The organism is Thiothrix winogradskyi (genome assembly GCF_021650935.1).
Classification (GTDB): Bacteria; Pseudomonadota; Gammaproteobacteria; order Thiotrichales; family Thiotrichaceae; genus Thiothrix; species Thiothrix winogradskyi.
Genome location: NZ_CP091244.1, coordinates 4028458 through 4053614, shown reverse-complemented (window position 1 = coordinate 4053614; position 25157 = coordinate 4028458). Strand labels below are relative to the sequence as shown.

26 protein-coding genes and 1 pseudogene are annotated in these 25157 nt (G+C 54.3%); 6 read left to right on the top strand and 21 right to left on the bottom strand.

Going from position 1 to position 25157, the window contains the following annotated elements; translation table 11 throughout:
* Positions 1-109: 109 nt before the first annotated feature.
* Entirely contained in the window at positions 110-1780 is a 1671-nt protein-coding gene (locus tag L2Y54_RS20080; protein WP_236498547.1) for a nitric oxide reductase activation protein NorD, read from the bottom strand.
* A 16-nt stretch (positions 1781-1796) separates the two neighbouring features.
* Between L2Y54_RS20080 and L2Y54_RS20075 the strand changes: the two genes are divergently transcribed.
* Positions 1797-2489, top strand: a complete 693-nt coding sequence (locus L2Y54_RS20075; protein WP_236498545.1) for a Crp/Fnr family transcriptional regulator — start codon at positions 1797-1799, stop codon at positions 2487-2489.
* Here L2Y54_RS20075 and L2Y54_RS20070 read toward each other — a convergent pair.
* The 4 genes from L2Y54_RS20070 to L2Y54_RS20055 form a co-directional block, all read right to left on the bottom strand.
* Positions 2486-3268: a CbbQ/NirQ/NorQ/GpvN family protein gene (locus tag L2Y54_RS20070; protein ID WP_236498544.1), complete on the bottom strand. Its 783-nt coding sequence runs from the start codon at positions 3266-3268 to the stop codon at positions 2486-2488. The two genes, L2Y54_RS20075 and L2Y54_RS20070, sit on opposite strands and share 4 nt — an antisense overlap.
* On the bottom strand, positions 3268-3702 hold the full coding sequence (locus tag L2Y54_RS20065; protein ID WP_236498542.1) for a bacteriohemerythrin: 435 nt from the start codon (positions 3700-3702) through the stop codon (positions 3268-3270). The genes L2Y54_RS20070 and L2Y54_RS20065 overlap by 1 nt, the downstream gene beginning before the upstream one ends.
* A 93-nt stretch (positions 3703-3795) precedes the next feature.
* The gene (locus tag L2Y54_RS20060; RefSeq protein ID WP_236498540.1) at positions 3796-4044 is read right to left on the bottom strand and encodes a cytochrome C oxidase subunit IV family protein; all 249 of its coding nucleotides are present in this window, start codon (positions 4042-4044) and stop codon (positions 3796-3798) included.
* Between the two features lie 4 nt (positions 4045-4048).
* Positions 4049-4648 carry a cytochrome c oxidase subunit 3 family protein gene (locus L2Y54_RS20055; protein WP_236498538.1) on the bottom strand — a complete coding sequence of 200 codons (600 nt, stop codon included), beginning with the start codon at positions 4646-4648 and terminating at the stop codon, positions 4049-4051.
* A 141-nt stretch (positions 4649-4789) separates the two neighbouring features.
* Between L2Y54_RS20055 and L2Y54_RS20050 the strand changes: the two genes are divergently transcribed.
* Positions 4790-6703, top strand: coding sequence for a TonB-dependent receptor plug domain-containing protein (locus tag L2Y54_RS20050; RefSeq protein WP_236498537.1), 1914 nt, complete (start codon positions 4790-4792; stop codon positions 6701-6703).
* Between the two features lie 53 nt (positions 6704-6756).
* On the opposite strand, the gene L2Y54_RS20045 is transcribed toward L2Y54_RS20050, so the two are convergent.
* The 13 genes from L2Y54_RS20045 to L2Y54_RS19985 form a co-directional block, all read right to left on the bottom strand.
* On the bottom strand, positions 6757-8508 hold the full coding sequence (locus L2Y54_RS20045) for a cytochrome D1 domain-containing protein (protein WP_311196208.1): 1752 nt from the start codon (positions 8506-8508) through the stop codon (positions 6757-6759).
* A 213-nt stretch (positions 8509-8721) separates the two neighbouring features.
* On the bottom strand, positions 8722-10095 hold the full coding sequence (locus L2Y54_RS20040) for a cbb3-type cytochrome c oxidase subunit I (protein ID WP_236498536.1): 1374 nt from the start codon (positions 10093-10095) through the stop codon (positions 8722-8724).
* Between the two features lie 12 nt (positions 10096-10107).
* A complete protein-coding gene (locus tag L2Y54_RS20035) occupies positions 10108-10542 on the bottom strand; it encodes a c-type cytochrome (RefSeq protein WP_236498534.1) in 435 nt (144 codons plus the stop codon).
* Between the two features lie 237 nt (positions 10543-10779).
* Positions 10780-12126, bottom strand: coding sequence for a chromate efflux transporter (chrA, locus tag L2Y54_RS20030; RefSeq protein WP_236498533.1), 1347 nt, complete (start codon positions 12124-12126; stop codon positions 10780-10782).
* 93 nt (positions 12127-12219) lie between these two features.
* Positions 12220-13431 carry an NnrS family protein gene (locus tag L2Y54_RS20025; RefSeq protein WP_236498532.1) on the bottom strand — a complete coding sequence of 404 codons (1212 nt, stop codon included), beginning with the start codon at positions 13429-13431 and terminating at the stop codon, positions 12220-12222.
* A 49-nt stretch (positions 13432-13480) separates the two neighbouring features.
* Positions 13481-14182, bottom strand: coding sequence for an ABC transporter ATP-binding protein (locus L2Y54_RS20020; RefSeq protein WP_236498530.1), 702 nt, complete (start codon positions 14180-14182; stop codon positions 13481-13483).
* The gene (locus L2Y54_RS20015) at positions 14179-14631 is read right to left on the bottom strand and encodes a hypothetical protein (protein ID WP_236498529.1); all 453 of its coding nucleotides are present in this window, start codon (positions 14629-14631) and stop codon (positions 14179-14181) included. The genes L2Y54_RS20020 and L2Y54_RS20015 overlap by 4 nt, the downstream gene beginning before the upstream one ends.
* Positions 14632-14635: 4 nt before the next feature.
* A complete protein-coding gene (locus L2Y54_RS20010) occupies positions 14636-15829 on the bottom strand; it encodes an ABC transporter permease (RefSeq protein ID WP_210220204.1) in 1194 nt (397 codons plus the stop codon).
* Entirely contained in the window at positions 15826-16998 is a 1173-nt protein-coding gene (locus tag L2Y54_RS20005) for an efflux RND transporter periplasmic adaptor subunit (protein ID WP_236498528.1), read from the bottom strand. Before L2Y54_RS20005 ends, L2Y54_RS20010 begins: the two co-directional genes overlap by 4 nt.
* The gene (locus L2Y54_RS20000; RefSeq protein WP_236498526.1) at positions 16995-17615 is read right to left on the bottom strand and encodes a TetR/AcrR family transcriptional regulator; all 621 of its coding nucleotides are present in this window, start codon (positions 17613-17615) and stop codon (positions 16995-16997) included. Before L2Y54_RS20000 ends, L2Y54_RS20005 begins: the two co-directional genes overlap by 4 nt.
* A gap of 157 nt (positions 17616-17772) precedes the next feature.
* A complete protein-coding gene (locus tag L2Y54_RS19995; RefSeq protein ID WP_236498525.1) occupies positions 17773-18141 on the bottom strand; it encodes a group I truncated hemoglobin in 369 nt (122 codons plus the stop codon).
* Positions 18138-19187 (bottom strand): tellurite resistance/C4-dicarboxylate transporter family protein, encoded by a 1050-nt coding sequence (locus tag L2Y54_RS19990; RefSeq protein ID WP_236498523.1) that lies wholly within the window; start codon positions 19185-19187, stop codon positions 18138-18140. The genes L2Y54_RS19995 and L2Y54_RS19990 overlap by 4 nt, the downstream gene beginning before the upstream one ends.
* A gap of 4 nt (positions 19188-19191) precedes the next feature.
* Entirely contained in the window at positions 19192-19524 is a 333-nt protein-coding gene (locus L2Y54_RS19985; RefSeq protein ID WP_236498521.1) for a TusE/DsrC/DsvC family sulfur relay protein, read from the bottom strand.
* A 119-nt stretch (positions 19525-19643) separates the two neighbouring features.
* Between L2Y54_RS19985 and L2Y54_RS19980 the strand changes: the two genes are divergently transcribed.
* Positions 19644-20513, top strand: a complete 870-nt coding sequence (locus L2Y54_RS19980; protein WP_236498519.1) for a LysR family transcriptional regulator — start codon at positions 19644-19646, stop codon at positions 20511-20513.
* On the opposite strand, the pseudogene L2Y54_RS19975 reads toward L2Y54_RS19980, so the two are convergent.
* From L2Y54_RS19975 to L2Y54_RS19965, 3 genes and pseudogenes are all read right to left on the bottom strand, one after another.
* Positions 20510-21059, bottom strand: a pseudogene (locus L2Y54_RS19975) (ABC transporter ATP-binding protein). The gene L2Y54_RS19980 and the pseudogene L2Y54_RS19975 overlap by 4 nt on opposite strands.
* Positions 21060-21157: 98 nt before the next feature.
* The gene (locus L2Y54_RS19970; protein ID WP_236498517.1) at positions 21158-21547 is read right to left on the bottom strand and encodes an FtsX-like permease family protein; all 390 of its coding nucleotides are present in this window, start codon (positions 21545-21547) and stop codon (positions 21158-21160) included.
* A 36-nt stretch (positions 21548-21583) separates the two neighbouring features.
* On the bottom strand, positions 21584-21787 hold the full coding sequence (locus L2Y54_RS19965) for a hypothetical protein (protein ID WP_236498515.1): 204 nt from the start codon (positions 21785-21787) through the stop codon (positions 21584-21586).
* 47 nt (positions 21788-21834) lie between these two features.
* Here L2Y54_RS19965 and L2Y54_RS19960 point away from each other — a divergent pair, with 47 nt between their 5' ends.
* Genes L2Y54_RS19960 through L2Y54_RS19950 form a run of 3 tightly spaced genes read left to right on the top strand, consistent with a single transcriptional unit; the run spans position 21835 to position 25056 of the window.
* Positions 21835-22446: a hypothetical protein gene (locus tag L2Y54_RS19960; RefSeq protein ID WP_236498514.1), complete on the top strand. Its 612-nt coding sequence runs from the start codon at positions 21835-21837 to the stop codon at positions 22444-22446.
* Between the two features lie 2 nt (positions 22447-22448).
* Positions 22449-23078, top strand: coding sequence for a tetratricopeptide repeat protein (locus L2Y54_RS19955; protein ID WP_236498512.1), 630 nt, complete (start codon positions 22449-22451; stop codon positions 23076-23078).
* A complete protein-coding gene (locus L2Y54_RS19950) occupies positions 23071-25056 on the top strand; it encodes a hypothetical protein (protein ID WP_236498510.1) in 1986 nt (661 codons plus the stop codon). Before L2Y54_RS19955 ends, L2Y54_RS19950 begins: the two co-directional genes overlap by 8 nt.
* The last annotated feature ends 101 nt before the right edge of the window (positions 25057-25157 follow it).

The window sequence follows — 25157 nt, the reverse complement described above, 5'->3', positions numbered from 1 at the left end:
GAGATGCTAGCATGGGACGAGTACGCCCACTATTGGACTGCCGGATTACCGCTGGGTAGGTGAGGTTCGTACCTCAAAGGGAGTAGTCGCAAGGGCTTGCAGGCATGACTTAGCGCCCTGTCAGTAATGCATACAACTGCGATAGTTTCTGTGGTAACTCCTCCACCTTTTTCAACAGCACCCAGCCGTTTTGCCCAAACAGACGCGGCAAATAATCTTCTGCCTTGTCGTCAATGGTGACGCAAAACGGTTTCAAACCTTTGCGCCGCGCTTCCTGTAATGCCATGCGGGTGTCTTCCAGCCCGTAACGCCCTTCGTAAATGTCGAGGTCATTCGGCTTGCCATCAGTCAGCAGCAATAGCAGTTTTTGTTGCGATGGCTCAGCTTCCAGCAATTGCGTGGCGTGGCGGATTGCTGCCCCCATGCGGGTGTAATAGCCGGGCTGGGTAGCCATAATGCGCCCGCGTACTTGCGCGTCGTAGCGTTCGGTGAACTTTTTCAGGTGGTAAAGGCGCACATTCTGGCGATTGACCGACGCAAACCCGTACAGGGCGAAACGGTCACGGGTGGCACTCAGGCTTTCCCCGAACAGGATGAGGGCATCACGCACCACATCCACGACCCGGGAGCTATTGCTTACCCAACTGTCGGTCGACATGGAAAAATCCGCTAGCAGTAGGCATGACAAATCGCGTCCCTGTTCGCGGCAATCACGGTAAACTGCCGGAAGGTCGTGTTGCCCGCGTTGGCTGTCTGTCAGGTGCAAAAGGTAACTATCCATGTCGAGTTCGCTACCGTCTGGCTGATGGTTGAGCCATTCACGGCGCGGTTGCACGGCTTCAAAGCGGCGGCGCAGTTTGCGGGTTGCGGCTTGCAGGCGAGAGGGCAGGCTCTGTGCTTGCGCCCCACGCGGCAGCATGACCTGCAGGCGGCAATGGTCGGGGAGCAGGCGTTGTTTGCGGTAATCCCATTCCGGCAAGGGGATTCCTATGCCCAGCGGAATGTCGTCGTATTCGGGGCTGGGCAAATCCAGATCCAGTTTGATTTTGTGGGAACTGCTGTGGCGGTCATGTGCGACGGTGATCACATCCATGTCTTCAGCAGCACGGGCAGCATTGTCGTTGTCATCCTCTTCACTGGTGCGGTCAACCGGTAGGTATTCTGTCCACGAAAACAGGCTTTCGAGGCGGAACATCAGTAGCCCGCTTTTACCGTCGGGCATCTCGGTGCGATCGGCACGTTGGCGTTTGCTGCTGGCGGAGGTGGCTTGGCTATTGGGGTTGGGTTCGGGGGGCGCAGGCTCTGCCAAGGAAACAGGCGTGGTGAGCGGTGGGGCGTTGGGTGGCGGGATCAGGGTTAGGGGGAGTTCGATGGCTTCGGGGTGGAGGGTTTGCCATGCGCTGAGGAGGCGTTGGTGGCGGGTTGTCGAACTGAAGTCCGACCTGCTACTAGCAACCGTTAGCCACAAATACATCTCGCGGTTAAGTTCACGTTGCGGGAACAGCGCGATGCTGTCGGGCAAATTCAGGCTGTCGGCATCACGCCATGCAGCTTGGGTTTTCAGCCCTGTTCCGGCAATGCGTTGCATCAGCTTGCGCGGGACATTGCTGGCAACGTCGGTGCTTTGGCGGATTTGCAAACCCGCGTCGCCGCTCAAGGCGCGTAACACAATGCCAAGGGTTTTACGCATTTCGTCCAAATCTACCCGTGCTTGCGGGTAGTCATGAGTTACACTGCGTGTTACCAGTTTGTGCCAGACTTTACCGACCCATTCTTCCATTGTTAGCCTTTATCGCATGAAATTTGATAATTACACCCTGACTGTTTTACATCGCTCACCGTTGTTCCGTGCGCTTGAACCGGATCAGTTCAATGCACTGGTGGATACGGCGCATTTGTACACCTTGAACGAAGGCGAATTCCTGTTTCGGCAGGGCGACCCGCTGAACGAAGTCTTCGTGTGCAGCAAGGGGTTTATGAAACTGTTCCGCCTGACCCCGAATGGCGATGAGAAAGTGGTGGATATTATTGCGCCCGGTAGCAGTTTCGCCGAAGCGGTGCTGTTCATAGGCGGGCGGCAGTATCCGGTACACGCGGTGGCACTCAAGCCAGCAGTAGTGGTGGGCATCAATGCGGCGCAATACGAACAGATACTGCGTTCTTCCATCGACCTGTGTTTCGGCATGATGGGGTTGATGAGCCGCCGGATGCACTGGCTGCTGAACGAAGTTGACCGTTTGACGCTGCATAATGCCACTTTCCGCCTCGTGATTTGGTTGCTGGAAATGCGGTGCAGTGATGCTGCTTGTGACCGCATTGTACTGGATGTACCCAAGCATGTGGTGGCTTCGCGCCTGTCGATCAAGCCGGAAACGTTCTCGCGTATCCTCAAACGCCTCACCAGCCAAGAACTGATTGCGGTGAATGATCAGCACATTACCTTGCTGGATGTGGCTGCGCTGGAGGCGTTGGTACGTATCGAGCTTTAGGCGAAAAATGTATTAACCACTTCCATCAAGGCTTCCACCGTTTCGGGGTCATCGGTTAGCGGCTCAACCAGCGCGGCGCGACAGGCGGCGAGTGGCTCGAAACCGTCCTGCATTAGCGTGGCGGTATAGACCAGCAAACGGGTGGAGGCGGATTCTTCCAGATCGTGTTCTTTTAGCACCCGCAAGGCGTTTGCCAACTTCACCAATTGCGCGGCAAGTTTGTCATCCGCCCCGGTTTCTTGTGCCACGATGCGGGTTTCGATCTCTGGTTTGGGATAGTCGAAACGCAGTGCCACGAAACGCTGGCGGGTGGAGGGTTTCATGCCCTTGAGCAAATTTTGGTAGCCGGGATTGTAGGATACCACCAGCATGAATTCGGGCGGCGCGTGTAAGGTTTCGCCAGTGCGTTCGATGGGCAGGATGCGGCGGTTGTCGGAAAGTGGGTGCAAGATCACGGTGGTATCTTTGCGGGCTTCCACCACTTCGTCCAGATAGCAGATTGCACCTTCGCGCACCGCACGGGTTAAGGGGCCGTCGTTCCAGTAGGTTTCGCCATCGCCGATGAGATGCCGCCCGACCAAATCCGCCGCGCTTAAATCGTCGTGGCAGGCAACCGTGTACAGCGGCCTGCCGAGTTTGGCGGCCATGTGTTCGACGAAGCGGGTTTTGCCGCAACCCGTGGGGCCTTTGAGCAAGACAGGCAATTGGCGGCGGAAGGCGTGTTCAAACAACGTCACTTCCTGCGCTTGTGCTTGGTAATGGGGGATGGCGGCAGTCATTACAGCTCCACCTGCACATTCAACTGGCTGAGGAATTGCGCCGTCACAAAATCCATCGTGCTGATGTGTTGTTGCAACCATTCGCGCCAGTGTTGGATGTAAACTTGCAACATCGCGGTATCACGCTTGCGTAACCATTGCTGTTGCACGCCGAGCAATTGCAACAACGCCGTTTCGTGTTCTCCCTGATGGCAGGGCGTGGCGAAGAAATTGTATTCGTGCATCAGGCGTTCTTCGCGGGCGAAATGTGCCTTGGTGTGGTCTACCCACGCGGCAAGTTGCGCGTCAATAACGGTGGGTGCGGCAGCGTTTTCGAGGTCTGCCAGCAAGCGCGACACCAGTGCCAACTCCTCGCTGTGTACCGTGTTCATAAACGGCATTGCCACATTCGGCAAGGCATCCCAGTCCGCAGCGTAAGGTTCAGTGTAAGCCATTGTCATACCCTTTAAAGTCAAGCATGGCGCAAGGTTAGGGCATGGCAGCGTGGGGGACATTGATTCAGGTCAAGGGCTATTGCGGTGATTAGGTTACATCCCCAGCCCATACGCCAGAAAAATCAACCCCAACACCAGCACCAACCAGCCATGCACCAGCATCCGCCAGCGCAACGCCACCCCGCGCAAGCCCATAAAATCCGCAATCACAAAATGCCCTTTGATGAACACCGAAGCCAACAACGCCAGCACCAGCCATTGCCCGCGATAACCCGCTTGCCCCGCCCACCACGTCAGCAAGGTCAACACCACCAATAACAACCACACCAGCCACGCTTTCATGCCATCACCTCATCACGTAAACCAGCGGGAACAGCACAATCCACACCAGATCGACCATGTGCCAATAAGACGCACCCGTTTCCACACCCGTGTGTTGCGTGGAAGAATAGTCGCCCGTATGCGCCTTCCACGCGACGGCACTGAGGATGATCACCCCCATAATGACGTGCATGAAATGAAAAAACGTCAACGACAAGTAAAACATGTAGAACGTATTGGTGCTCAGGCTGATGCCATGCGCAAACTTGTCGGCAAACTCAATGCCTTTGAGGATAAGGAACAACAACCCCATTCCCGCACCAGCCAACAGCCAGTTACGGCACAGCACTGCCCTGCCTGCTTTGACCGCTTGCACTGCCAGCACCACAAACAAACTACCGGTCAGCAAAATCACCGTATTCGCCGCGCCAATGTCACGGTTCAAGGTTTGCTGGTAGTGATTAAACAGCTCCACATTGCCGCTGCGGGCAAAGGCGTAAGAGGCGAAAAACACCGCAAACACCAGTAATTCGGCGAGGATAAAAAACCACATCGCCAAGTCCCCCGGCAGGGGAATAGGGCGAGGTGGGGAGGAGGAAACCGATGGTGTATTTAGTAAACTCATGGCGTGCAGCTTAGGTCAGCCAAACACCGCCAACATTGACCCAAGTCAAGATCAGCTCCCCCCACTTAACCCAAGTCAAGGCACGGCTTACACACCTTTGCTCTACTGGCTAACAATTCCCACCTCAAAGGAGTCCGTGTCATGCCGAAAAAATTACTCGCCATCCTCATCGCTGCTACCAGCCTGAATGCCGTCGCTGATACCCCCGACACCCTCGATGACATTACCGTGACCGCCACCCGCACCGAGAGCAAAGTCAAACAAGCCCCCAGCAGCGTTACCGTCATGACCCGCAAGGACATTGCCCAAAAAGGCGGCGAAAACGTACTGGAAACCCTGCGCGGCACACCCGGTATCAGCCTACAAGGCGTTGGCTCAGGCGGACGCAAAACCATCAGCTTGCGCGGGCTAGAAAGTAAACATACCCTACTACTGGTTGATGGCAAACGCCTGCCTGCCAGCAACGATGTCATCGGTCCCAACACCGACTACCAATACGACTGGATTCCGGTCGAACAAATCGAACGCATCGAAGTCGTGCGCGGCCCCATGTCCGTGCTGTACGGCTCAGACGCACTCGGCGGTGTCGTCAATATCATTACCCGCAAACCCAGCCAAACCCCGACCGGCGATGCCAAACTCACCAGTCGCAGTGCCTCCGGTGATGCAGGCGGCGACGGTCACGATGTGGAACTCAACCTCAGCGGTGGCGTGCGCGACAACCTGCAACTCAGCATCGGCGGGCAACAATCGCGCCGTTCCGCCGTCACCAGCCAACTCGACCCACGCCAATCCGCCATCGAAGGTCGTGACAAACAACAACTGTCCCTCAGTGCCGACTGGCAACCTGCCGCTGGTCACAACGTCAAGTTGGAACACAGTGCAGGGCAAGAAGAACGCTGGTATGACACCGTGACCCGCACCAATAGCCCTTACCAAAGCCGTTACGATCTTGACCGCCAACAAACCTCACTGGGCTGGAAAGGCTCGCTAGGCAACACCGTATCGTCAGTGCGTGCCTACCAAAGCAGCGTTGACATCGTGAACACGGCGACCAACGGCATTGCCCCTACTGACCCGCAAACCCTGCAAGACACCGTGGTGGAAGGCAATACCCGCTTCACCCTCGGCGACAAACACTTCATTACTACTGGCGTAGAACACCGCACCGAGCGGCTGGAAAACCCCAAACTCTCCGGTGGTAGCGCGGAAATCACTCTCAAATCCGCCTACGCCCAAGACGAAATCGCCCTATCTGAGCGTACTCACCTTACCGTCGGCGTGCGCCAAGATGAACACGATACCTTTGGTGGCGAAACCAGCCCGCGTGTTTCCATTGTTCACGACCTCAACGACAAGCTAACTCTCAAAGCCAGCTACGGTCATGGTTTCCGTGCCCCGACCATCAAACAGGTATCCCCCGGTTACAGCTTCCAAGCAGGTCGTATCCTCATCAAAAGCAACCCCGATCTGCAACCCGAAACCAATGACGCGCTGGAACTGGGCGCAAGTTATAACAACGGCAAACTCAACCTCAATGCCGCCGTCTTCGACAACAAGGTGAAAAACCTGATCGACACGCGCCTGAACAAAACGCTTGCGGGTGGTGTGCAAGAATGGGTTTACGCCAATACCGACGAAGCTAGCTTGCGTGGCGCAGAAGTTGCGGTTGATGTGAAAGTACGTGACGGGCTAAAGCTCAACACCAGTTACCAATACCTCGATGCCAAAGACGGCGATGAGCAACGGCTGGATCGTCGCCCGCGCCATACCCTATCCGCAGGCGTTGCATGGGAGAAAAATGGCTGGAAAACTAACCTGCAAGCCGAACACCTTGCCGATCAAACCATTGCTTCACCCACGACAGGCATTCAGGCAGATGTGCCGGACTACACTGTGTGGAATGCTGGTGTACGCAAAGCTGTCAGCAAACATCTGGAGCTTGGGGTCGGTATCGAAAACCTGACGGATGTACGGCTGGAAGAAAAATCCACCGCCTTCCGCCATGAAGAATATCCACGGACGGTGCGGCTGGAACTCAAGGGAAGTTTCTAAACAAAAAGGGCGGATAACTCATCCGCCCTTTACCTCACTAGCATAATATATTATCAATAAACGTCGTTCACTGTGTTATACACGTTGAATTTACCCGTCGGGGTAATCAAGCGGTCATCCTTGATGACTTTCTTGAGCTTGCGAGTCTTGTCGTCAATGACGACGATGGCTGACTTCTGGTTTTTACCGTTCCACACCGATACCCAGACTTCATCGCCCGCCTTGTTGTATTCGGGTTGCACCACCCGTTTAGGGCCTTCGCCCAATTCTGCCCATTCCGCAATCGGCAGGGCTTCAAAGCCTTTATCCAAGTCGTTGATGTCAAACACAGCCAATGACTGACTGAGTTTTTCATCAGGGTTCAAGCCGGTATCCACCCACAGATTGGTCGATTTGGGGTGCGTTTTGATGAAGAGTGAACCACCACCTTGACCTTTGAGCGTTTCGACAACTTTCCACGCATTGTCTTTATGACCTTCGGGATCAGTACCGATCAAGGTGATTTTTTCATTACCCAACGCACTGGTTGCCCAGACGGGACCGTATTTGGGGTGGATGAAATTCGCGCCACGTCCTGGGTGTGGAATTTTATCCACGTCAATCAGTGCCGAAAGTTTGCGTTCCTTCGAGTCGATAACGGCTACCTTGTCCGACTGATTCGCTGCCGTCAGGAAATAACGGTGGGTCGCATCCCAACCACCATCATGCAAGAAGGGTGCAGCGGGAATGGTGGTCACACTCAGGTTATCCATGTCTTCGTAATTGACCAGCAAAACTTTGCCAGTTTCCTTGACGTTGACGATGAATTCGGGGTGTTCGTGCGAGGCAACAATTGCCGCCACACGCGGTTCAGGGTGGTATTCCTGTGTGCCAACGACCATGCCACGGGTGGAAACGATTTGCTTGGGTTCGAGGGTATCGCCTTCCATAATCACGTACTGTGGCGGCCAATACGAACCGGCAATGGCAAATTTATCTTCAAAGCCTTTGTATTTGGAAGTATCCACCGAGCGGGCTTCCATCCCCACTTTGATTTCAGCCACGGTATCGGGTTTTTCCATCCACAAGTCGATCAGGTTGATTCTGGCATCGCGCCCAATCACGAACAGGTATCGCCCGGAGGCAGACAAGCGCGAAATATGTACCGCATAGCCGGTCTTGATAATATTGATGATTTCTTTGGTGTCGCCATCAATCAGGGCGATTTCCCCCGCATCGCGCAAGGTCACTGAGAAGACGTTTTCAAGGTTGTAGGCATTCATTTGCTTGGTGGGGCGGTCTTCTGGTTTAACCACCATTTTCCAGCTATCTTTCATCTCCTTCATGCCCCATTCGGGCGGTTGGGGCGGCTCATGCTGCACATAACGCGCCATCATATCCACCTGTTCGGGGGTTAAATCACCGGATGTTCCCCAGTTCGGCATCCCCGCTGGTGAGCCGTAGTTGATGAAAGTTTTCAGGTATTCCGTGCCTTTAGCGCGTGTAATATCGGGGGTTAGCGGTTTGCCCGTTGCACCTTTGCGCAATACACCGTGACAACCAGCGCAACGCTCGAAAAAGATTTGCTTGGCTTGATCGAACTCCTCCACCGTCATGGGTGGCCCTTCGGAAGTAATCATGTTTTTCGCCAATTTCGGGTCAACTGCTGAGGGTGCGCTTTGGTAGCTACCTTGGGCAGCGCTGGCTTCGGCTTTGTGAACCGCTGCGGGGTCTTTGGGGTCGGTGACTGCCGCAGTTTCGGCATGGATAAGCGTGGATGCTGACAAAATCGCCGCAACCAGCAGACTCAATGACAATGGTTTCATGGAAACGCCTCCCGTTTCTCGCGTTAAGTAATCGTTACCTAACGCTATACTGCTACCGCTAGTAGGGTTATACCTTGACCTCGGTCAAGTGCGTTTTTCCGTATGCATAAAAAAATCCGACTGGAGAGGAGTCTTCAGCCGGAATGAATGCCGTCTTTATTACAAGATTTACCACCAAAGGAGTCGACGGCTCGATACTACAGAAAGAGTTGCTTACGCTTCTTGTTCCTTACGATCCGGCAGGAAACTCAGAGCAAACAGGATTACTCCAACCAAGAACACCACGCCAGATACTTCTCGCATCCAGTAGAACAGGCTAACTTTTTCTTGCACCACCATAAACGCTTGCGGCGCATCGGTGTAGCGTTGCAGGTACGTTTGCAAAATGCCTGCGCCGGTCAGGAACAGGGTGATGAATACCATTGAAACCGTCATCAGCCAGAACGACCACATTTCCATGACTTGTTTGCCATTACTTTTGGCTTGTTGCCCACGCATGATCGGCACAGCGTAGGAAATAATGGTCATAACTACCATGGCATACGCGCCGTAGAATGCCATGTGACCGTGGGCAGCCGTTAATTGCGTACCGTGGGTGTAATAATTGACAGGGGCTAGGGTGTGCATGAAACCCCATACCCCCGCACCGAGGAATGCCATCACCGCTGTACCCATTGCCCACAGCACGGTGGCTTTGTTGGGGTGTTCGCGCTTGCGGCGGTTGATCACATTGAAAGCAAACAATACCATGACAAAAAACGGTAGCGGTTCTAATGCCGAGAAAACAGACCCCAACCACAACCAGTAACCCGGCGTACCAATCCAGTAATAATGATGCCCGGTGCCGATAATGCCGGTAATCAGTGCCATTGCAATGATCACATACAGCCACTTTTCGATCACTTCACGGTCAACCCCGGTGGTTTTGATCAGCACAAAGGCAAGGATGGATGCCATGATCAATTCCCATACGCCTTCCACCCACAGATGCACCACCCACCACCAGTAGTACTTGTCCAGCACCAGGTTATCGGGGTTATAAAATGAAAACAAAAACAGCACTGCCAACCCGACCAAGCCGGTCATCAGCACAATATTGACCACGGTTTTACGCCCGGTCAGCACCGTCATGCCGACGTTGTAAATGAATGCCAGTGCCACCACCACAATACCGATTTTGGTAATGGTTGGCTGCTCCAGAAATTCGCGCCCCATGGTGGGCAGTAAACCATTACCGGTCATCTCTGCCAGCGTGGCATAAGGCACTGCCAAATACCCGACCACGGTTAATGCCCCGGCGATCAGGAATACCCAGAACATCAGTTTCGCCAGAAACGGGGAAAACAGTTCACGCCCGGATTCTTCCGGCACAAGGTAATAGGCAGCGCCCATGAACCCCATCAACAGCCACACAATCAGCAGGTTGGTATGCACCATCCGCGCCACGTTGAATGGAATTTCCGGGAATAGAAAATCACCGACCACGTATTGCAGACCGAGAATCAGCCCGAACAGGATTTGCCCGATGAACAGCGCGATTGCACCGATAAAATACAGTTTTGCAACGGCTTGGGATTGATATTGCATGATATGTTCTCCTTAACCCTGAATATTCGGTGGCCAGTTATTGGTATCAATTTCACTGCTGTATTTGAGAAATTCGACGATATTGTCGAGTTGTTCCTCAGTAAAATTGAACTGCGGCATACTGCGGCGACCGGCAACCCCTTCTGCCGGGCGGCTCTTGATGAAGGCTTTGATGGCTTCTTTGTTTTGCCCGAAGCGTTGGTAAACATTGCCCAGTTCTGGGGCAAAATACGCCCCTTCACCCAGCAGGGTATGGCAGCCGATACAATTGTTTTCCTCCCACAGGCGTTTGCCGTCGGCGACTTGTGCGGTGATGTTCTGACGATTGTCACGCTCTGGTAATGTCTGCATCGTGTCAAAGGTCAGGACAAGGAATAGCAGCACGAAAAACATCGAGCCGCCGTAGTAGATATTCCTTGCCATGCTTTTGGTGAATACTTCCTGCATGGTATGAGTCTCTCCGTAAAAGTTGTTACGGAAGGAGGGTAGGGGAATGCATGGGTTAGCAGCCTTGACTCAGGTCAAGTGCAAAAAATGTTGGGGTATGGCTTCGATCCATTGGTCAATCTGGGTCGGGTCTTTCCAGATGGCAAACGGCACGGTCTTCCAGACGGCGCACATCCAGCACCATCGCAGTATCCGCAATCGCAGCAAAATCTTCCGGTTTAATAGTACGTTCCATACTCACATTGCTCCCATAGCCAGTGTATAAGCCAAACCCAATACGGCACACACGCCGATTACTTTCATCACGTCCACCTTGTATTTCCACAAAGCGACAAATGCACCGATTGCCACCACCACAGCGAACCATTCAAACGGGGCAACAAATGGGGTCGCATCTGTCGCTTTAGGCCAAAATGTATGCCAAGCGAAAAAGACTGCCAGATTGATAATGACACCCACCACCGCAGCCGTCACACCGGTCAGGGGAGCGGTAAACTTGAGGTCATTGCGTGAGCTTTCCACCACCGGCCCCGCCGACAGGATAAACAGGAAGGAGGGCAAAAAAGTGAAAAACGTTGCCACCGCCGCCCCGGCAAAACCGGCGGCAATCGGGTTGGCAAACACTTCTTTAGTGACACCGCCCAGATAACCGACCCAAGTGACGACCATGATCAGTGGACCGGGGGTGGTTTCACCCAGTGCCAGACCATCAATCATTTGTGGGCCAGTCAGCCAGCCGTATTGTTCAACCCCGCCCTGGTACACATACGGCAACACTGCATATGCCCCGCCAATGGTGAGGAATGCTGCTTTGGTAAAGAAACTGCCCATGTCATTCAAGGTTTGTTGCCCACCGACAGCTAGCATTGCCAGCCCCCAGATGCCAACGAATATTGCCACCGTTACCCCCAGCTTCACCCACGAGAAACGGGCGTGTGCCGGGGTTGGCGTGTGGTCATCAATCACCGCTGTACCGTATTGCTTGTCGGATGCACCATGCCCGCCACCACCTGTGAATTTGTCCGGCATGATTTTGCCACCGACTACACCCAACAAGGCGGCTGCCAACACAATCCACGGGAAACCCACATCAAATGCGAAAATAGCAACAAAAGCGGCAGCAGCAATTGCCCACAGCACACTGTTTTTTAGTGCCTTGGAACCAATCCGCCAAGCTGCAAACAACACAATTGCCACCACCGCCGGTTTGATACCATAGAACAAGCCTTGCACCAGCGGCACATCGCCCCACGCCAGATATACCCCTGCCAACACTGACAGCAGCAAAAACGCAGGCATAAAGAACAACACCCCCGCCATGATTGCGCCCGTCACGCCATGCATCAGCCAGCTAATGTAAATCGCCAATTGGATTGCTTCCGGCCCCGGCAGAATCATGCAGAAATTCAGCGCGTGCAGGAAACGGTGTTCGGAAATCCAGCGTTTCTTTTCCACCAGATCAGTGTGCATCATCGCAATCTGCCCCATCGGGCCGCCAAAACTGATGAAACCCAGCTTCAGCCAGTAGAAAAATGCTTCACCCAAGGTCGGGGCTTGTGGTGCGGTTTGAGCGTCATGGTTCAACAGTCATACTCCACGGTGGTGTTAACGTAATGTGCATCGTAGCAGTGGGCACGGGGGGAATAAAATGACACGTTGATGACACGATTTCCATCATTAACCATAACGCCCGTCCACTCGCGGCTTGACCAGCATGGGTGCATACAGCCAGACAAACAGCGCAAATGCGACTATCCACAGGAATTGTGAACTCAATATCCACAGCGGATAAAGCTCCGGGAATAACCAGACGGGGACTACCCGCACCAGCGTACCAACCAGTAACAGCCCAAAGATCACGCTGACCAACGACGGCGGCTCAGCCACATTACGCCCGGTATGCCCCAGCGTCACTCGCGCCATCATCCCCACCGTCAGGGTTGCAATCCCGCCATACGCAAACGCATGAACTGCCAAAAACGGTGAAATTCCCGCCGCCACGCTCAGAAATTTCAGCGCAAAACCCGCAATCAACCAGCCATACGCCAGATACAGCACCCACAACAACGGCTTTTGCCAAATATTGGGGTGATACCAGCCCCACAAACGCAAAATATGCAGCGGCACTTGCACCAATGCCAAGAGTGCCGCCGCCCACGCTGCGCCGCGATGACCACTTGCCATTGCCAGCAAATCCGCCAGCATAAACAGCAAAAACAAAATCAGGCTGGCGCGATCAATCCACGAATGGTTCTGCGCGGTAAACGGGCAACCCACGCCACGTTCGATGAAAAATGGAATTACCCGCCGCCCCATCGTCAAAATCAACGCTACAATGACGTAAAAACCCGCATACAAACCCAGTTGCATTCCTTGCGTCCAAATACCCAGCAAACCCAGATAAAACAACGCATTCGCCAGCAACAGCAAGCCAACCTTGCCCACAATCGCCGCTTGATTCCACTGTTTCGCCCGGATAATGGGCAGTGCTGCCGCGACCAGTAAACCCGTGAGCCACAACACATCCAACACTGCTGTCCACACCAGCGGCAACCCCGTAAACGGCAATACCCGCGCCGCCAACCACAACCCCGCCAACAGCAGCAATGGCGTACCACTCAAGGTTTGTTGCCCCGTCCAGTTTTTAATAGCCGTCAGCAAAAATCCCGCCGCAACCGCCGCCGCATACCCAAATACCATTTCATGCGCGTGCCACGTTATCGACGGGTAAGCACTGTGCAAGCCTTGCCAGTTAAAGCTGTAAAGGGCAGTCCATAACAACATGCCCACCAACGCATACAAACCCGCTGCCAGAAAGAACGGGCGGAAACCGAGGTGGGTAAACGCATGACGCTGTGACGCGGGCGGGGTAATCTCCAGTTTGATCATGATGAAACCTTCTCACTAATAAAGTTGATGAAAACATTTAATAGGTTGTTCATACGCTCACACTTTCCTCATACGTCTTGCCATCGCGAATATGATATAGCCGCTTAAAGGTCGGAATAATCTTCTCATCATGCGTGACCACAATAATCGCGGTTTGATGCTGTTGCGCCATGTCGTTGAGGATTTTCACCACCGCTAATGCCCGTTCGCCATCCAGTGGCGCAGTGGGTTCGTCGGCAAGAATTACTGGCGGATTATTTGCCAATGCCCGCGCAATCGACACGCGCTGTTGTTCACCACCGGAGAGCAGTGCCGGATTGGATTTAGCACGATGGGCTACGTCGAGGGCTTCGAGTAATTCCAACGCCCGGCGGCGGGCTTCTTTGTTGGATTTGCCTGCCAGCATCGGCAACAGTGCCACATTGTCGGTCACGTCCAGAAACGGGATCAGGTACGGGGCTTGGAACACAAAACCGATGCGGTCGCGGCGTAAGGTGCGTAAATCTTTCACCTTCCACACCTCATCGAAAATGGCTTCGCCGCCCAAAAACATCTGCCCTGCGGTCGGGTCAATGACCGCGCCCAGACATTTCAGCAAGGTGCTTTTGCCCGAACCGCTGGGACCAACCAGCCCGACGACTTCTCCGGGGGCAATGCGCATATCCACGCCCTTGAGCGCATCGACTGCGGTGTCGCCACTGCCGTAACGTTTGCACAAGCCGCGCAGTTCAATCGCCGGAGTGGTGTTCATGGCTGCCAGCCGGGGTGATTAAACAGTTCGGGGTATTGTTGCAAAGCGTGCTGGATGCGTTCCACACCATCGGGCGAATCAGGGGCTTTGTTGAGCATATCTGCCCCCGTCAATAACTGGCTGATAATGCCGTGTAACACCGCATCCGCTTGTGAATCCAGTTTGCAGTGGGTAATCATATAATCCACTTGTGCCTTGGTGGTGCTTGCCAAAGCCGCACCTTGTTGTTGGCTGGCTGCGTCGCGAATTTGCAGCATACTGGTGCGTAAGGCTTCATCGGTTTCCCAGCGTTGCCCGTTTACCAGTGGTGTAGCGGCGGTGTCGTGTGCATGAGCGGCGTGTGCCTCATGATCGGCATTATTTTCATGGGAATGGTACAGCCACGCATACACACCGCCACCCACTAACAGCGCAACGGCAATCATGGTCACTAAGGTTTTACTGTTCATTTCATTAGCCTCCTATGGCTTCAGCGGGATCAACTTTTAACGCGGCGCGAATCGCCATGACGCTCGCCAGCGTACACACCACCACAATCACCAGCAGCCCTAGCACAGCATCCAGCGGTAACAGCAAGACGTATTTGGGGAAAACGGGTGCCCACAAGGTCGCCACCGTTTTGCCGATAATGAAACCTACCAGCCCCAAGCCGAGGGATTCCTGCAAAATCATCCATGAAATCGTGCTGTTGCGCGTGCCGATCAGCTTTAACACCGCAATTTCGCGGATTTTGCCCAGCGTCATGGTGTAGATGATGAACGACACAATCGCGGTGCTGACAATGGTGAGGATGACCAGAAACAAGCCGATTTGCTTGGCGGACGTGGCAATCAGTTTTTTCACCGAAATTTCTTCCATGTCGGCGTAGGTGTAGGCTTGCAAGTGTTTCCAGCGTTGGATGTCTGCCGCCAGTTGCGCCGCATCCCACCCCGCCCGCACTTGCACCAGCACGGCATTGACGTTGTGGCTGGTGGTTTGGCTCATCTGCACCGCTTCTAGCAAACCCGGCACGTTGGGGCGGTTGAAAGCGGGGTTGGCAGCGGTACGTTCACGCCCGCTCACAATCGCGTCGTTGTCTTTTTGGAATTGTGCTGCCTGCGCATCTGCCAGCGGAATAAACACCATCGGGTCGCCGCCGGATGACACGGTGCGCTGGCTCAAGCCGACAATGGTGTACTCGTTGCGGCGAATGCGGATTTTTTCGCCCAGTTTGAAACCGGCTTTCACATCCGCCACGGCTTCGTAGTGCGAACGGGTAACGTGCCGTCCGGCAATCAGCGACGGCGGCGCACCCGGTTGCCCCGACTCGAAACCGACCACCATCACGCGGGTATCCTTGCCCTGATGCTGCACTTGCATGGTGAAATAGGTGACGTTGGCAGCCTGTTGTACCCCCGGCATTCCCAATATGCTGCGGTACACATCGTCGGGCAGGCTGGACGATTCGGCATACGGCCCTTGGGTGTCTTTTTGCACCACCCACACATCCGCCTGACTGTTGCGCAATAACACCTGCGCGTCGTCCACCATGCCGCGAAAAATCCCCGCCATCGACAGCGTGACCCCGATCAGCAAACCCAAGCCAATGCCGGTGAGAACGTATTTTGACCACGAATGCGCAATGTCACGGGCGGCAAGGCTGATCATAGTTTCTCTACCACTTTGATTTTGCTATCAGCACTGAGGGCGCTGCTGGTGTAGACCACGATGGTGTCATCCGCCTGCAAGCCGCTGAGAATTTCTATTTGACCGTCGAGCGAATGGATGCCGGTTTGCACTGGGGTGAATTGCAGGCTGTTGTCAGGGTTGAGTTTCCATACGCCGGATTGCCCCGTTTGTTGCTGAATGGCGGCGTTGGGAATCACCAGCGCGGAATCTTTTTGTCCGGTTTGCAGGGTGACTTCCGCCAGTTCGCCGGAGGATAACGCGGTGGGTACAGGCGTGAAAGCGATGCCGACAAGGCGTTCTTCGGTGACGCTATCGCTTAACGGTTCGATGCGTACCAGCTTGCCGGGTAAAGCTTGTTGCGGGGCAGAACGCAGCGTGATGCTTGCCGTTTGCCCCGCTTGTAAACCCAAGGCAAGGCTTTGGTCGATGCGGGCTTTGACCCAATAACTGTGCGGGTCAGCAAGGGTGAGAACCGCCTGACCTGCAACCAGCGTTGTGCCCGGTTCGGCATCGCGGGTGGTGATCATGCCTGCCACGGGCGCGGTCAGGGTGAGATTGGCTTGTTGCTGGCGCAAGGCTTGCTGTTCGGCTTGTAGGCGTTGCTGTTCTTTTTTGGCGACAGCGGCGGCGGCATGGCTGGCTTCCACTGCGGCTTGGGTAACAGCTAAATCTTGCTGGCGGGCATCGCTGCTGCTTTGGCTGATGAGGGATTTGGCGGCAAGGGTTTGCTGACGCTGGGCTTCGTGCTGGGCAAGGGTGAAACGGGCGTTCGCTTCCTTGGTTTGCGCGTTGGCACTGGCGATGCTGGCAGTGGCGCGTTCGGCGGCTAAACCAGCGGCTTGAATGCGGGAATCGAGGTCAACCGCATCCATGATTGCCAAGGTTTGCCCCGCTTGCACGCTATCACCGACATCGACTAACACTTGCTGGACGCGCCCCGCAGCGGTGGGGCCGATGCGGTAGTTGTAACGCGCTTCCACCGTGCCAATGCCAAACACGCTGGCACTGATGGCTTGGTTTGTCACCGTCGCTACCGTGATGCGGGTGGCTGCCATTGGCCCTTGTTGGGTCACGACCCAGCCAAAACCGCCCAGCACCACCACGACAATCAGCGGTAACAGGATTTTTTTCAATAACGGCGATGTCATGGCGCAACCTCCTGACGGATAGCACTTAAATACAATGCCCACACGCCTGCCATCATGGGCTGAATGCTGGTGCTTGAACCCAGCAACATGGCTTGCATCACCAAGCCCTGAATCGAGCCGATGAATAAGGTGGCAGCACTGCGTTCATCCAGACTTGGCGAGACTTGCCCGGCGGTTTTGGCTTGCTGGAGTACGCGGATCAGAATGCCGCTGTAGGTTTGCAACATCGCCGCAACTTGCTGCTTGACGGGGGAAGCGGCAGGTTGCTGCAATTCGTGGAAAATGAAGCGCGGCACGCCGGGGTTTTCCTGCACAAATTGCAGGTGGGCGCGGAAAATATTGTCCAGACTAGTCAGCGGGTCGGGGGATGACTGCGCCGCTGTTTGCACCAAGGGTAGCAGGGTAGCTTCCAGCCATTGCGCCACGTTCAACCAGATCGCCTGTTTATTGGGAAAGTGACGGAAAACCGCGCCTTGGCTCAAGCCGACCGCTTTGGCAATGTCGGTGGTGGTAATGCTGGCGGGTTCTTGTTGTGCTGCCAGACACAGCACAGCTTGCACCATTTCGGCTTGGCGGGCTTCGGCTGGTTGGCGTAGGGAAACGGTGGCTGCATTCATGGCAGGTATTCCAATGTTTATGTTAGCGAGTACTTACTAACATGATACGGCGGATGATTAGATAACACGAGTCGAGAGTAAAATTGATGGAAACACTAGGATAATCGTTATTTCTTAGGTGCGGATGGCGCATTGCACCACCTGCACCCGTTTTAATTTACCGACACAACACGTCAGTACGGGTACTTTCTACAATTGCACCCGCGTCCGCGATAACGTCTTCCGGCACATTCAAATCACGCAAGGCTTTGACCAGATTTTCCACTGTGGCATCGAAATGCACATCAGAAAGCCCCATGTGATCGACCATGTGCTGGTGAGCGGAACGCATGTCCTTACCCGCGTAACCGCCCTCTGCGCCCAACGCAAAGGCAATGAAATCCTTCTGGTGTTGGCGTTGCTTTTCCATATTGATATTCGCGAAAAAGTGTTTGACGCGATCATCTGTCAGCATGTATTCGTAAAAACGATCAACCGCTGCATCCACTGCCGCTTTACCACCAATACGCTTAAAAACATCTCTCATTGTGAGCTTTCCTTGTGACTAAAAAACATGAATAAAACTAACCCCAGCAATACCAAACACCACACCGCAAAACCCACCCACACGATCAGCAGTGAAATCCACTGCAACGGTGGAAACTCCGCCGCCAAACCCAGCCGGTAACTGGCAACCGCGTACATCCCCAGCGGAAACACCATGCTCCACATCGCCGGTTCGTAGCGCAGCGGGTAACGCTTCACTCCGTGTTTCCACACACCAAAAATCACCAGCATCGGAATCCACCAAGTTGCCCATGACCACAACAGCATCGCCACGCCATCAATAAACGGGTGCAAGGCTTGCAAAAAGCTCAAGGTTGTCGAGGTTTGCAATAACACCGTTCCGGCATTCACCCCTGCCGCCGCTGCACCCATAATGACCCACAACAACGGCGAAGTGTCTTCCGGCTGAAACCGTTGGAAGAAGATCCGGTAACAAAATAAGGTGACAAAAATCCCATATAACACCAGCCCCAGCAGCCACAGCAAATGCACTTCCACCAGCATGTAATCGGTGTAAATGCCCAAATCCGGCGCAACCATTACCCCCAGCAATACCAGTGATTGCGTGGCAATAATCGAAGTCAGCCAGTCGCCATGCACCACATTCACGGTGTGCGGATGCGTCAAAAATGTCAGCACACTAAAACTCAGGTACAACAGCAACGACCACACCACAAAGGCAAACGCCCAGCAAGCCAAGGCTAACTGCGGATAACCGTGTTGATGCAGCAAAATGCCCACCACATTGGTCGATACCACCAGCGTAAAAAATGCAAATACCCGACGGATATTCAACAAGTCGATTTTCACCGCCTGTGGGAAACGCCACAAACGCCACGCGCTCAAGCCCAGCATCGTAACCCATGCCAGTAAAGCGGCGACAAATAGCCCCTCTGCCAACATATTTTGCCCGATCATATCGAAGGCAATGCTTAAAATGCCGCTCGCCATCGCTACCGCGAAATAGCCCGGTGGCAAGCCTTCCAGCCAGCGCAGGGCGTTACCGTTTGGAGTGGATTGCGTCATGTAGTTAACCCGTACTCCAGCCACGCGGACGTTGCATTCCCGCAATCTTGCAGGTCTGTTTTACATAGCCATACGGGAACAACTGGAACAATTGTTGCTTGGCTGCTTTTTTGTCGATGCCTTGCTGTTTTGCCATGAAATCAGTGACGTGGCGAATGTCGGGCGTGATTTGGTTCTCGCCCCACGAATCGCGCACGAAGTTCAACACAACCCAATACGCATCGGTTAATACGATGTTTTCCTCAGCGGCAAATGCGTGGGCAATCTCTGGGTTCCAATCTTCGGGGTTAACGAGATAGCCTTCGGCATCGCGTTCAACGTTTATTTCTGTGGACATGGTGTACATCTTTTTCCTACTAAAATGATCGGGTTTAAGTATAGCGATAGGCTTTAACCCTTACATAACGATATTTTTTGCTGTCTAATATCGAAATTGTCGATATAAAGGATTTACACATGGATACAGAACAAGCCCGTACCTTCCTTGCCATTGCTGCTCATGGCAGTTTTATTGCGGCTGCCAGCCAGCTACACCTCACACAATCCACCGTCAGTGCACGGATTCAACGACTGGAGGAAACCTTGAATGTGCGGCTATTCGTGCGCAACCGTTCCGGCGCGAGCTTGACTCCGGCGGGACGGCGTTTTCTGGAATATGCCAAACGGCTGGTATTTACCGCAGAACAAGCAATTCACGATGTCGGTTCATCCAGCCGTTACCGCGCCACACTGCGTGTCGGTGGGCGCATTGCCTTGTGGGAAGGTTTTTTGCCGCAATGGGTCGGGTGGATGCGTCGCACCAATCCCGATGTGGCGATGCGCACGGAAATCGGCTTTGAAGATGACCTGATGCGCCGTTTGATTGAAGGCACGCTCGACATGGGTTTGATGTACACGCCCAGTCATCAGCCGGGGTTAATCGTTGAGCATTTGTTTGACGAACGCTTGATTCTGGTCAGTAGTCGCCCCGATGTTCACGAACCGGGGTCGGGTTATGTCCATGTTGATTGGGGCGCAAGTTTTCATGCGCAACACCGCCAAAGTTTCCCGCAAATGGAAACGCCTGCGTTGGTGGCGAATATCGGCTGGTTAGCGATACAACTGGTGCTGGCGAATGGTGGTTGCTGTTTTTTGCCGGTGCGTTTGGCACAGCCGTTTTTGATGACGGGGCAATTGTTTCGGGTGTTGGGTGCGCCGGAATACGATCATCCGGCGTACATGGTTTATCCGCAAAAAGCCGAGAGCATGGTGTTGGAACAGGCGGTGCAGGGTTTGCGGGAAGTGGCGAAGCAGCAAGGGGAGGCTGCCGTTTTTGTGCCGCGTTAACCCACACTTTCCTCATACGTCTTGCCATCGCGGATATGATACAGCCGCTTAAAGGTCGGAATGATCTTCTCATCATGCGTGACCACAATAATCGCGGTTTGATGCTGTTGCGCCATGTCGTTGAGGATTTTTACCACTGCTAATGCCCGTTCGCCATCCAGCGGCGCAGTGGGTTCGTCGGTAAGAATCACCGGCGGATTATTTGCCAGTGCCCGCGCAATCGACACGCGCTGTTGTTCGCCACCGGAGAGCAGTGCCGGATTGGATTTAGCGCGATGGGCTACGTCGAGGGCTTCGAGTAATTCCAACGCACGACGGCGGGCTTCCTTGTTGGATTTGCCCGCCAGCATCGGCAACAGTGCCGCATTGTCGGTCACGTCCAGAAACGGGATCAGGTACGGAGCTTGGAACACAAAGCCGATGCGGTCGCGGCGTAATTTGCCCTGCGGTCGGGTCAATGACTGCGCCCAGACATTTCAGCAAGGTACTTTTGCCCGAACCGCTGGAGCCAACCAGCCCGACGACTTCGCCGGGGGCAATGCGCATATCCACGCCCTTGAGCGCGTCCACCGCCGTGTCGCCGCTGCCGTAGCGTTTGCACAAGCCGCGCAGTTCAATCGCCGGAGTGGTGTTATTTGCCATATTCAGCCTCCTATGGCTTCAGCGGGATCAAATTTTAACGCGGCGCGAATCGCCATGACGCTCGCCAGCGTACACACCACCACGATCACCAGCAGCCCTAGCACAGCATCCAGCGGTAACAGCAAGACGTATTTGGGGAAAACAGGTGTCCACAAGGTCGCCACCGTTTTGCCGATAATGAAACCCACCAGCCCCAAGCCGAGGGATTCCTGCAAAATCATCCACGAAATCGTGCTGTTGCGCGTGCCGATCAGCTTCAATACCGCAATTTCTTCCATGTCGGGCACCCAGCCGTTTTGCCCAAACAAACGCGGCAAGTAATCTTCCGCCTTGTCGTCAATGGTGACGCAAAACGGTTTCAAGCCCTTGCGCCGCACTTCCTGTAACGCCATACGGTAGCATGACTTGTAGGCGGCAATAGTCGGGGATCAGGCGTTGCTGCTGGCGGCGGGGGGGCGGGTTCTGCCAAGGAAATCGGCGTGGTGGGTGGAGAGGTGTTGGGTGGAGGGATTTTGAAGAGGGCGTATGCAATACGCCCCTACGGAAGATCCATCTTGAACGAGGTACAACTGTTCGGGGTTGAATTGGCACAGGCTGAAACATTCATAACGGACTTTGATATTCGTCATCATCAAATCGCAATGACGGTGTTAGGCTGATCCGCTAGAGGTTTAATAACATGAACAATCAGCCGACCCCAGAACGCCGTTGGGAACATAATGTTGCCCTGCTGACCAATCGTTTTGTCCTGTTTGATCTTCTCAAGATCATGAGCATCACCTACGCGCTCATTGTCGTGCTGTTTTCATTGCTCGGCCTGTTAACCGGGGAAATGGGACTCGGCTGGCAAATGGCACAAGTATTCGCCGTCGTTGTACCGCTCATCGCACTTAGCCTGATGTTCATTATGCTGGTGTTTTACGTCAACCGTATGCCAGTACGTTACACCCTCAACAGCAAGGGCGTTACTTCAGAAATCCTCGGCAAACGCTCCCGCTGGGCTAACCGGACGGGCATCGTGCTCGGCCTGCTCAGTGCCAACCCCACGGTTGCAGGAGCCAGCCTGCTGGCAAAATCGAGGGAAACGACTTTCTACCACTGGCGAGACCTGCATAAAGCGGCCTACTACCCCGCTGCACACACCATCACCCTGTTCAACGGCTGGCGTTCTGTCGCACGTCTGCATTGCACACCCGCGCAATACCCGGAAGTTGCCAGCACGGTCAGGGAACACCTGCTGACTGGGGCGGCCGACCGCGACAAGATCAACAGCAAACCAGCGAGGGCATAAGCATGTTGCGCAGCAATCTTCTGACTTCCATCATCCTATTGGGCGCTTTCGCCATTCCCCCTGTGCTGGCTTCGGATCTGGATGAAGCCAAAGCGGTCTATGATGCAGCCTTCGAGCGCTACACTAAACTGGTCACTACTGATGCCGGTGCGGGTGATGTACTTCAGGCACTGGAGGCATACAAACAGGCTCACATCCGCTACATGACGCTGAGCAATTCCGCACGCACTCCCCCTGAACCCCAGACGGCAAGCGAAGCGGGCAGCCTCGACACCAGCGGTATTGAAGGCATTGTCAGCATTGATGAAGACCCCACAACAGCGCCCCAATCAGCGCCAGCAGATAGAACTGCCCTGGAAAAACAGGCGCAAGCAGGCAACCCGCAAGCCATGGAAATACTCGCGCTTACTTATCAATCCAGCTACAGCGGGCAGGCTGACCCATACCGCGCCATTGAACTGCTCAAGCAAGCCGCCAATGCAGGCGATGCCAACGCCATGGTTGCGCTGGCTGACGAATACGAATCAGGCTTATGGATCAAACAGAACAACAACAAGGCCAACACCCTGCGCACACAAGCTGCCAAACTGGGTTCCCGTCTGGCTGAATGGGAGCTGGAAAGTCATGAATAAACTTAACTGGATCATCCCGTTACTGTGTATTGCACCCAGTATCCTGCAACCGGCTTTTGCCATAGAAAGCAAAAGTGAGCTTGAATACGCCAAACAGGTAGTGGTGCGCGACACCAACAAGGCCATTACCAAGAAACTCGCCAAGGCCGCCACCTATATTGCCGAACTGGACAACCTCGAACTCAAACAAAAAGCCATGGAACAGATCAGGGAAGCCCTGCTGACGCTGGAAAACAATCCCCAGGCAGCGGATCAATTTGTCGAAGGCATCAAGCGCATGTCCCAATCAGGGGCTGACAAATTGAAACAACTCGTACAGAACAAACGGGTACAGGCGTTTGCCCAGGTTGTACTGGACGAAAGCAGTTCCAGCCTGCATGGTGCCAGCGAAAACAGCCTGAAAAAACTGATCGGACTGAGTGACGACGGCATCGATCAGGCAGGCAAACAAACGCTGAATACCTTCAGTGAAATCGACGCAATCGTCGCGAACAAGGGCAAAGTTCCTGCCCAACTCACCGAAAAGCTCACGGATGCCATCAAGCAATTGCCACCCAGTCGGGCGCAAGCTGCCCGTAAACTGGTAGCCGACAAACTCAAAGGCGCATGGCAACCCATCCGTGAACACATTGGCACCGCTGTTGATGGCGGCTTTGTGCTTTGGGATGCCTACAATATCGTCGTCAGCGCAGACAGTGCCGAAGAAAAAGCCGCGAAAGCGACCGGCACTGCGGTTGGTTACGGGCTGGAGGCCAGCGGCGGCCTCGCCATTCAGGCACTGGGCGGCGGTTTCCTGCACGGGCTGGTACTCAGTTGGTCGGCTGGCAAAGTGAACGAGCTGGTTGCCGAAATCATCCTGCTGCAACAGGATCGTGCTAATGCGGCCGAAAAAGAACGCTGGGCTGACATCGAACTGCGCATGGATGTCATCCGTGGCATGATAAGGGTCGACGAACTGATCAAGGCAGGTGAACTGCAAAAAGCCAGCAACTACCTCGCCAAGGTGCAAAAGTTTTACTTCAAACACCAGATGCCCGGCGATGGTCTGTACGAAAAAATGCAGGAGCTGGAACACAACATCGACAATGCCGGGCGACTGCAACAAGCCAACGCGATCATTGCCGAAGCACGCATTCCTTACATGGAAGGCTTCCAGAGGGTTCGTCAGGGGCGCAACCTGATGCAGGCACTGACCTATGTGGAAGATGCCCAGCAAATCCTGAAAAAATCCCTGCGCGATTACCCCGAACTCAAAACCACGCTGGAAAAAGTCGAAGCCTTACAAGCGTTCATCAACAAGCTGATCAACAACGCCAGCCCGCTTGGCAAACTGGCTGTCGATGGCCCGGATACCGTCAAAGCTGGCGCACACGAAACCTATGAAATCAGTGTCAGCGGCGGGATTCCCGACTACATCACAACCAATATCGAAGGGCTGGCACTGTCCACTGGTGCATTCGCCTATTGGCAGGCTCCCGACGAACCCGGCAAAACTATCGTTACCTTCAAGATTAAGGACAATATCGGGCAAACCGCCAGCGTGGAAAAACAAATCACCGTCATTGGTGATGTTCCTGAAACAAACCCGACAGATACAACAAGCGGTGAAGTCATCCAACTGGAAGGTGCTTCAACGGTGAACCTCAAACTGCTGGATATGGACTACGCCGAGGTCGAGCACACATTTGTGTACCTCTACCGGAGCGTGGAAGATGATTCCGTCATTGAATGGGATTTTGGCGATGGCAGCAAGCTATACCGCCACCCCGCCAATCATGGCAGCAAACAACCCTCTGGCGAATGGCGCTCATCCATCATGCAAAAATACTCCAAAACGGGCACATTCCAACCAGTTGTGCGCTTACTGGATGGCAGTGGCAAGGTGCTTGGGCAAAGCAGTATCCAGATCACTATTCAGCCGGAACACGTTGAGTACCTATCGCCCCCCGCTGGCCTGATACCGGAAGGGGACAACTGATTAGGGCTTGTCCTGCAAGCGACAACTGGATTTGTTGCGTGTCTGAGACAGTCATTCAGGCGGTGTTGGATGATATTGGGGAGTTGAAGACCCTCACCCCC

What these genes read in the sequence shown, in the direction of transcription:
- L2Y54_RS20080 (WP_236498547.1), bottom strand. Translation starts at nt 1,780, where the DNA reads ATGGAAGAATGGGTCGGTAAAGTCTGGCACAAACTGGTAACACGCAGT.
- L2Y54_RS20075 (WP_236498545.1), top strand. Translation starts at nt 1,797, where the DNA reads ATGAAATTTGATAATTACACCCTGACTGTTTTACATCGCTCACCGTTG.
- L2Y54_RS20070 (WP_236498544.1), bottom strand. Translation starts at nt 3,268, where the DNA reads ATGACTGCCGCCATCCCCCATTACCAAGCACAAGCGCAGGAAGTGACG.
- L2Y54_RS20065 (WP_236498542.1), bottom strand. Translation starts at nt 3,702, where the DNA reads ATGGCTTACACTGAACCTTACGCTGCGGACTGGGATGCCTTGCCGAAT.
- L2Y54_RS20060 (WP_236498540.1), bottom strand. Translation starts at nt 4,044, where the DNA reads ATGAAAGCGTGGCTGGTGTGGTTGTTATTGGTGGTGTTGACCTTGCTG.
- L2Y54_RS20055 (WP_236498538.1), bottom strand. Translation starts at nt 4,648, where the DNA reads ATGAGTTTACTAAATACACCATCGGTTTCCTCCTCCCCACCTCGCCCT.
- L2Y54_RS20050 (WP_236498537.1), top strand. Translation starts at nt 4,790, where the DNA reads ATGCCGAAAAAATTACTCGCCATCCTCATCGCTGCTACCAGCCTGAAT.
- L2Y54_RS20045 (WP_311196208.1), bottom strand. Translation starts at nt 8,508, where the DNA reads ATGAAACCATTGTCATTGAGTCTGCTGGTTGCGGCGATTTTGTCAGCA.
- L2Y54_RS20040 (WP_236498536.1), bottom strand. Translation starts at nt 10,095, where the DNA reads ATGCAATATCAATCCCAAGCCGTTGCAAAACTGTATTTTATCGGTGCA.
- L2Y54_RS20035 (WP_236498534.1), bottom strand. Translation starts at nt 10,542, where the DNA reads ATGCAGGAAGTATTCACCAAAAGCATGGCAAGGAATATCTACTACGGC.
- L2Y54_RS20025 (WP_236498532.1), bottom strand. Translation starts at nt 13,431, where the DNA reads ATGATCAAACTGGAGATTACCCCGCCCGCGTCACAGCGTCATGCGTTT.
- L2Y54_RS20020 (WP_236498530.1), bottom strand. Translation starts at nt 14,182, where the DNA reads ATGAACACCACTCCGGCGATTGAACTGCGCGGCTTGTGCAAACGTTAC.
- L2Y54_RS20015 (WP_236498529.1), bottom strand. Translation starts at nt 14,631, where the DNA reads ATGAACAGTAAAACCTTAGTGACCATGATTGCCGTTGCGCTGTTAGTG.
- L2Y54_RS20010 (WP_210220204.1), bottom strand. Translation starts at nt 15,829, where the DNA reads ATGATCAGCCTTGCCGCCCGTGACATTGCGCATTCGTGGTCAAAATAC.
- L2Y54_RS20005 (WP_236498528.1), bottom strand. Translation starts at nt 16,998, where the DNA reads ATGACATCGCCGTTATTGAAAAAAATCCTGTTACCGCTGATTGTCGTG.
- L2Y54_RS20000 (WP_236498526.1), bottom strand. Translation starts at nt 17,615, where the DNA reads ATGAATGCAGCCACCGTTTCCCTACGCCAACCAGCCGAAGCCCGCCAA.
- L2Y54_RS19995 (WP_236498525.1), bottom strand. Translation starts at nt 18,141, where the DNA reads ATGAGAGATGTTTTTAAGCGTATTGGTGGTAAAGCGGCAGTGGATGCA.
- L2Y54_RS19990 (WP_236498523.1), bottom strand. Translation starts at nt 19,187, where the DNA reads ATGACGCAATCCACTCCAAACGGTAACGCCCTGCGCTGGCTGGAAGGC.
- L2Y54_RS19985 (WP_236498521.1), bottom strand. Translation starts at nt 19,524, where the DNA reads ATGTCCACAGAAATAAACGTTGAACGCGATGCCGAAGGCTATCTCGTT.
- L2Y54_RS19980 (WP_236498519.1), top strand. Translation starts at nt 19,644, where the DNA reads ATGGATACAGAACAAGCCCGTACCTTCCTTGCCATTGCTGCTCATGGC.
- L2Y54_RS19970 (WP_236498517.1), bottom strand. Translation starts at nt 21,547, where the DNA reads ATGGCGTTACAGGAAGTGCGGCGCAAGGGCTTGAAACCGTTTTGCGTC.
- L2Y54_RS19965 (WP_236498515.1), bottom strand. Translation starts at nt 21,787, where the DNA reads ATGATGACGAATATCAAAGTCCGTTATGAATGTTTCAGCCTGTGCCAA.
- L2Y54_RS19960 (WP_236498514.1), top strand. Translation starts at nt 21,835, where the DNA reads ATGAACAATCAGCCGACCCCAGAACGCCGTTGGGAACATAATGTTGCC.
- L2Y54_RS19955 (WP_236498512.1), top strand. Translation starts at nt 22,449, where the DNA reads ATGTTGCGCAGCAATCTTCTGACTTCCATCATCCTATTGGGCGCTTTC.
- L2Y54_RS19950 (WP_236498510.1), top strand. Translation starts at nt 23,071, where the DNA reads ATGAATAAACTTAACTGGATCATCCCGTTACTGTGTATTGCACCCAGT.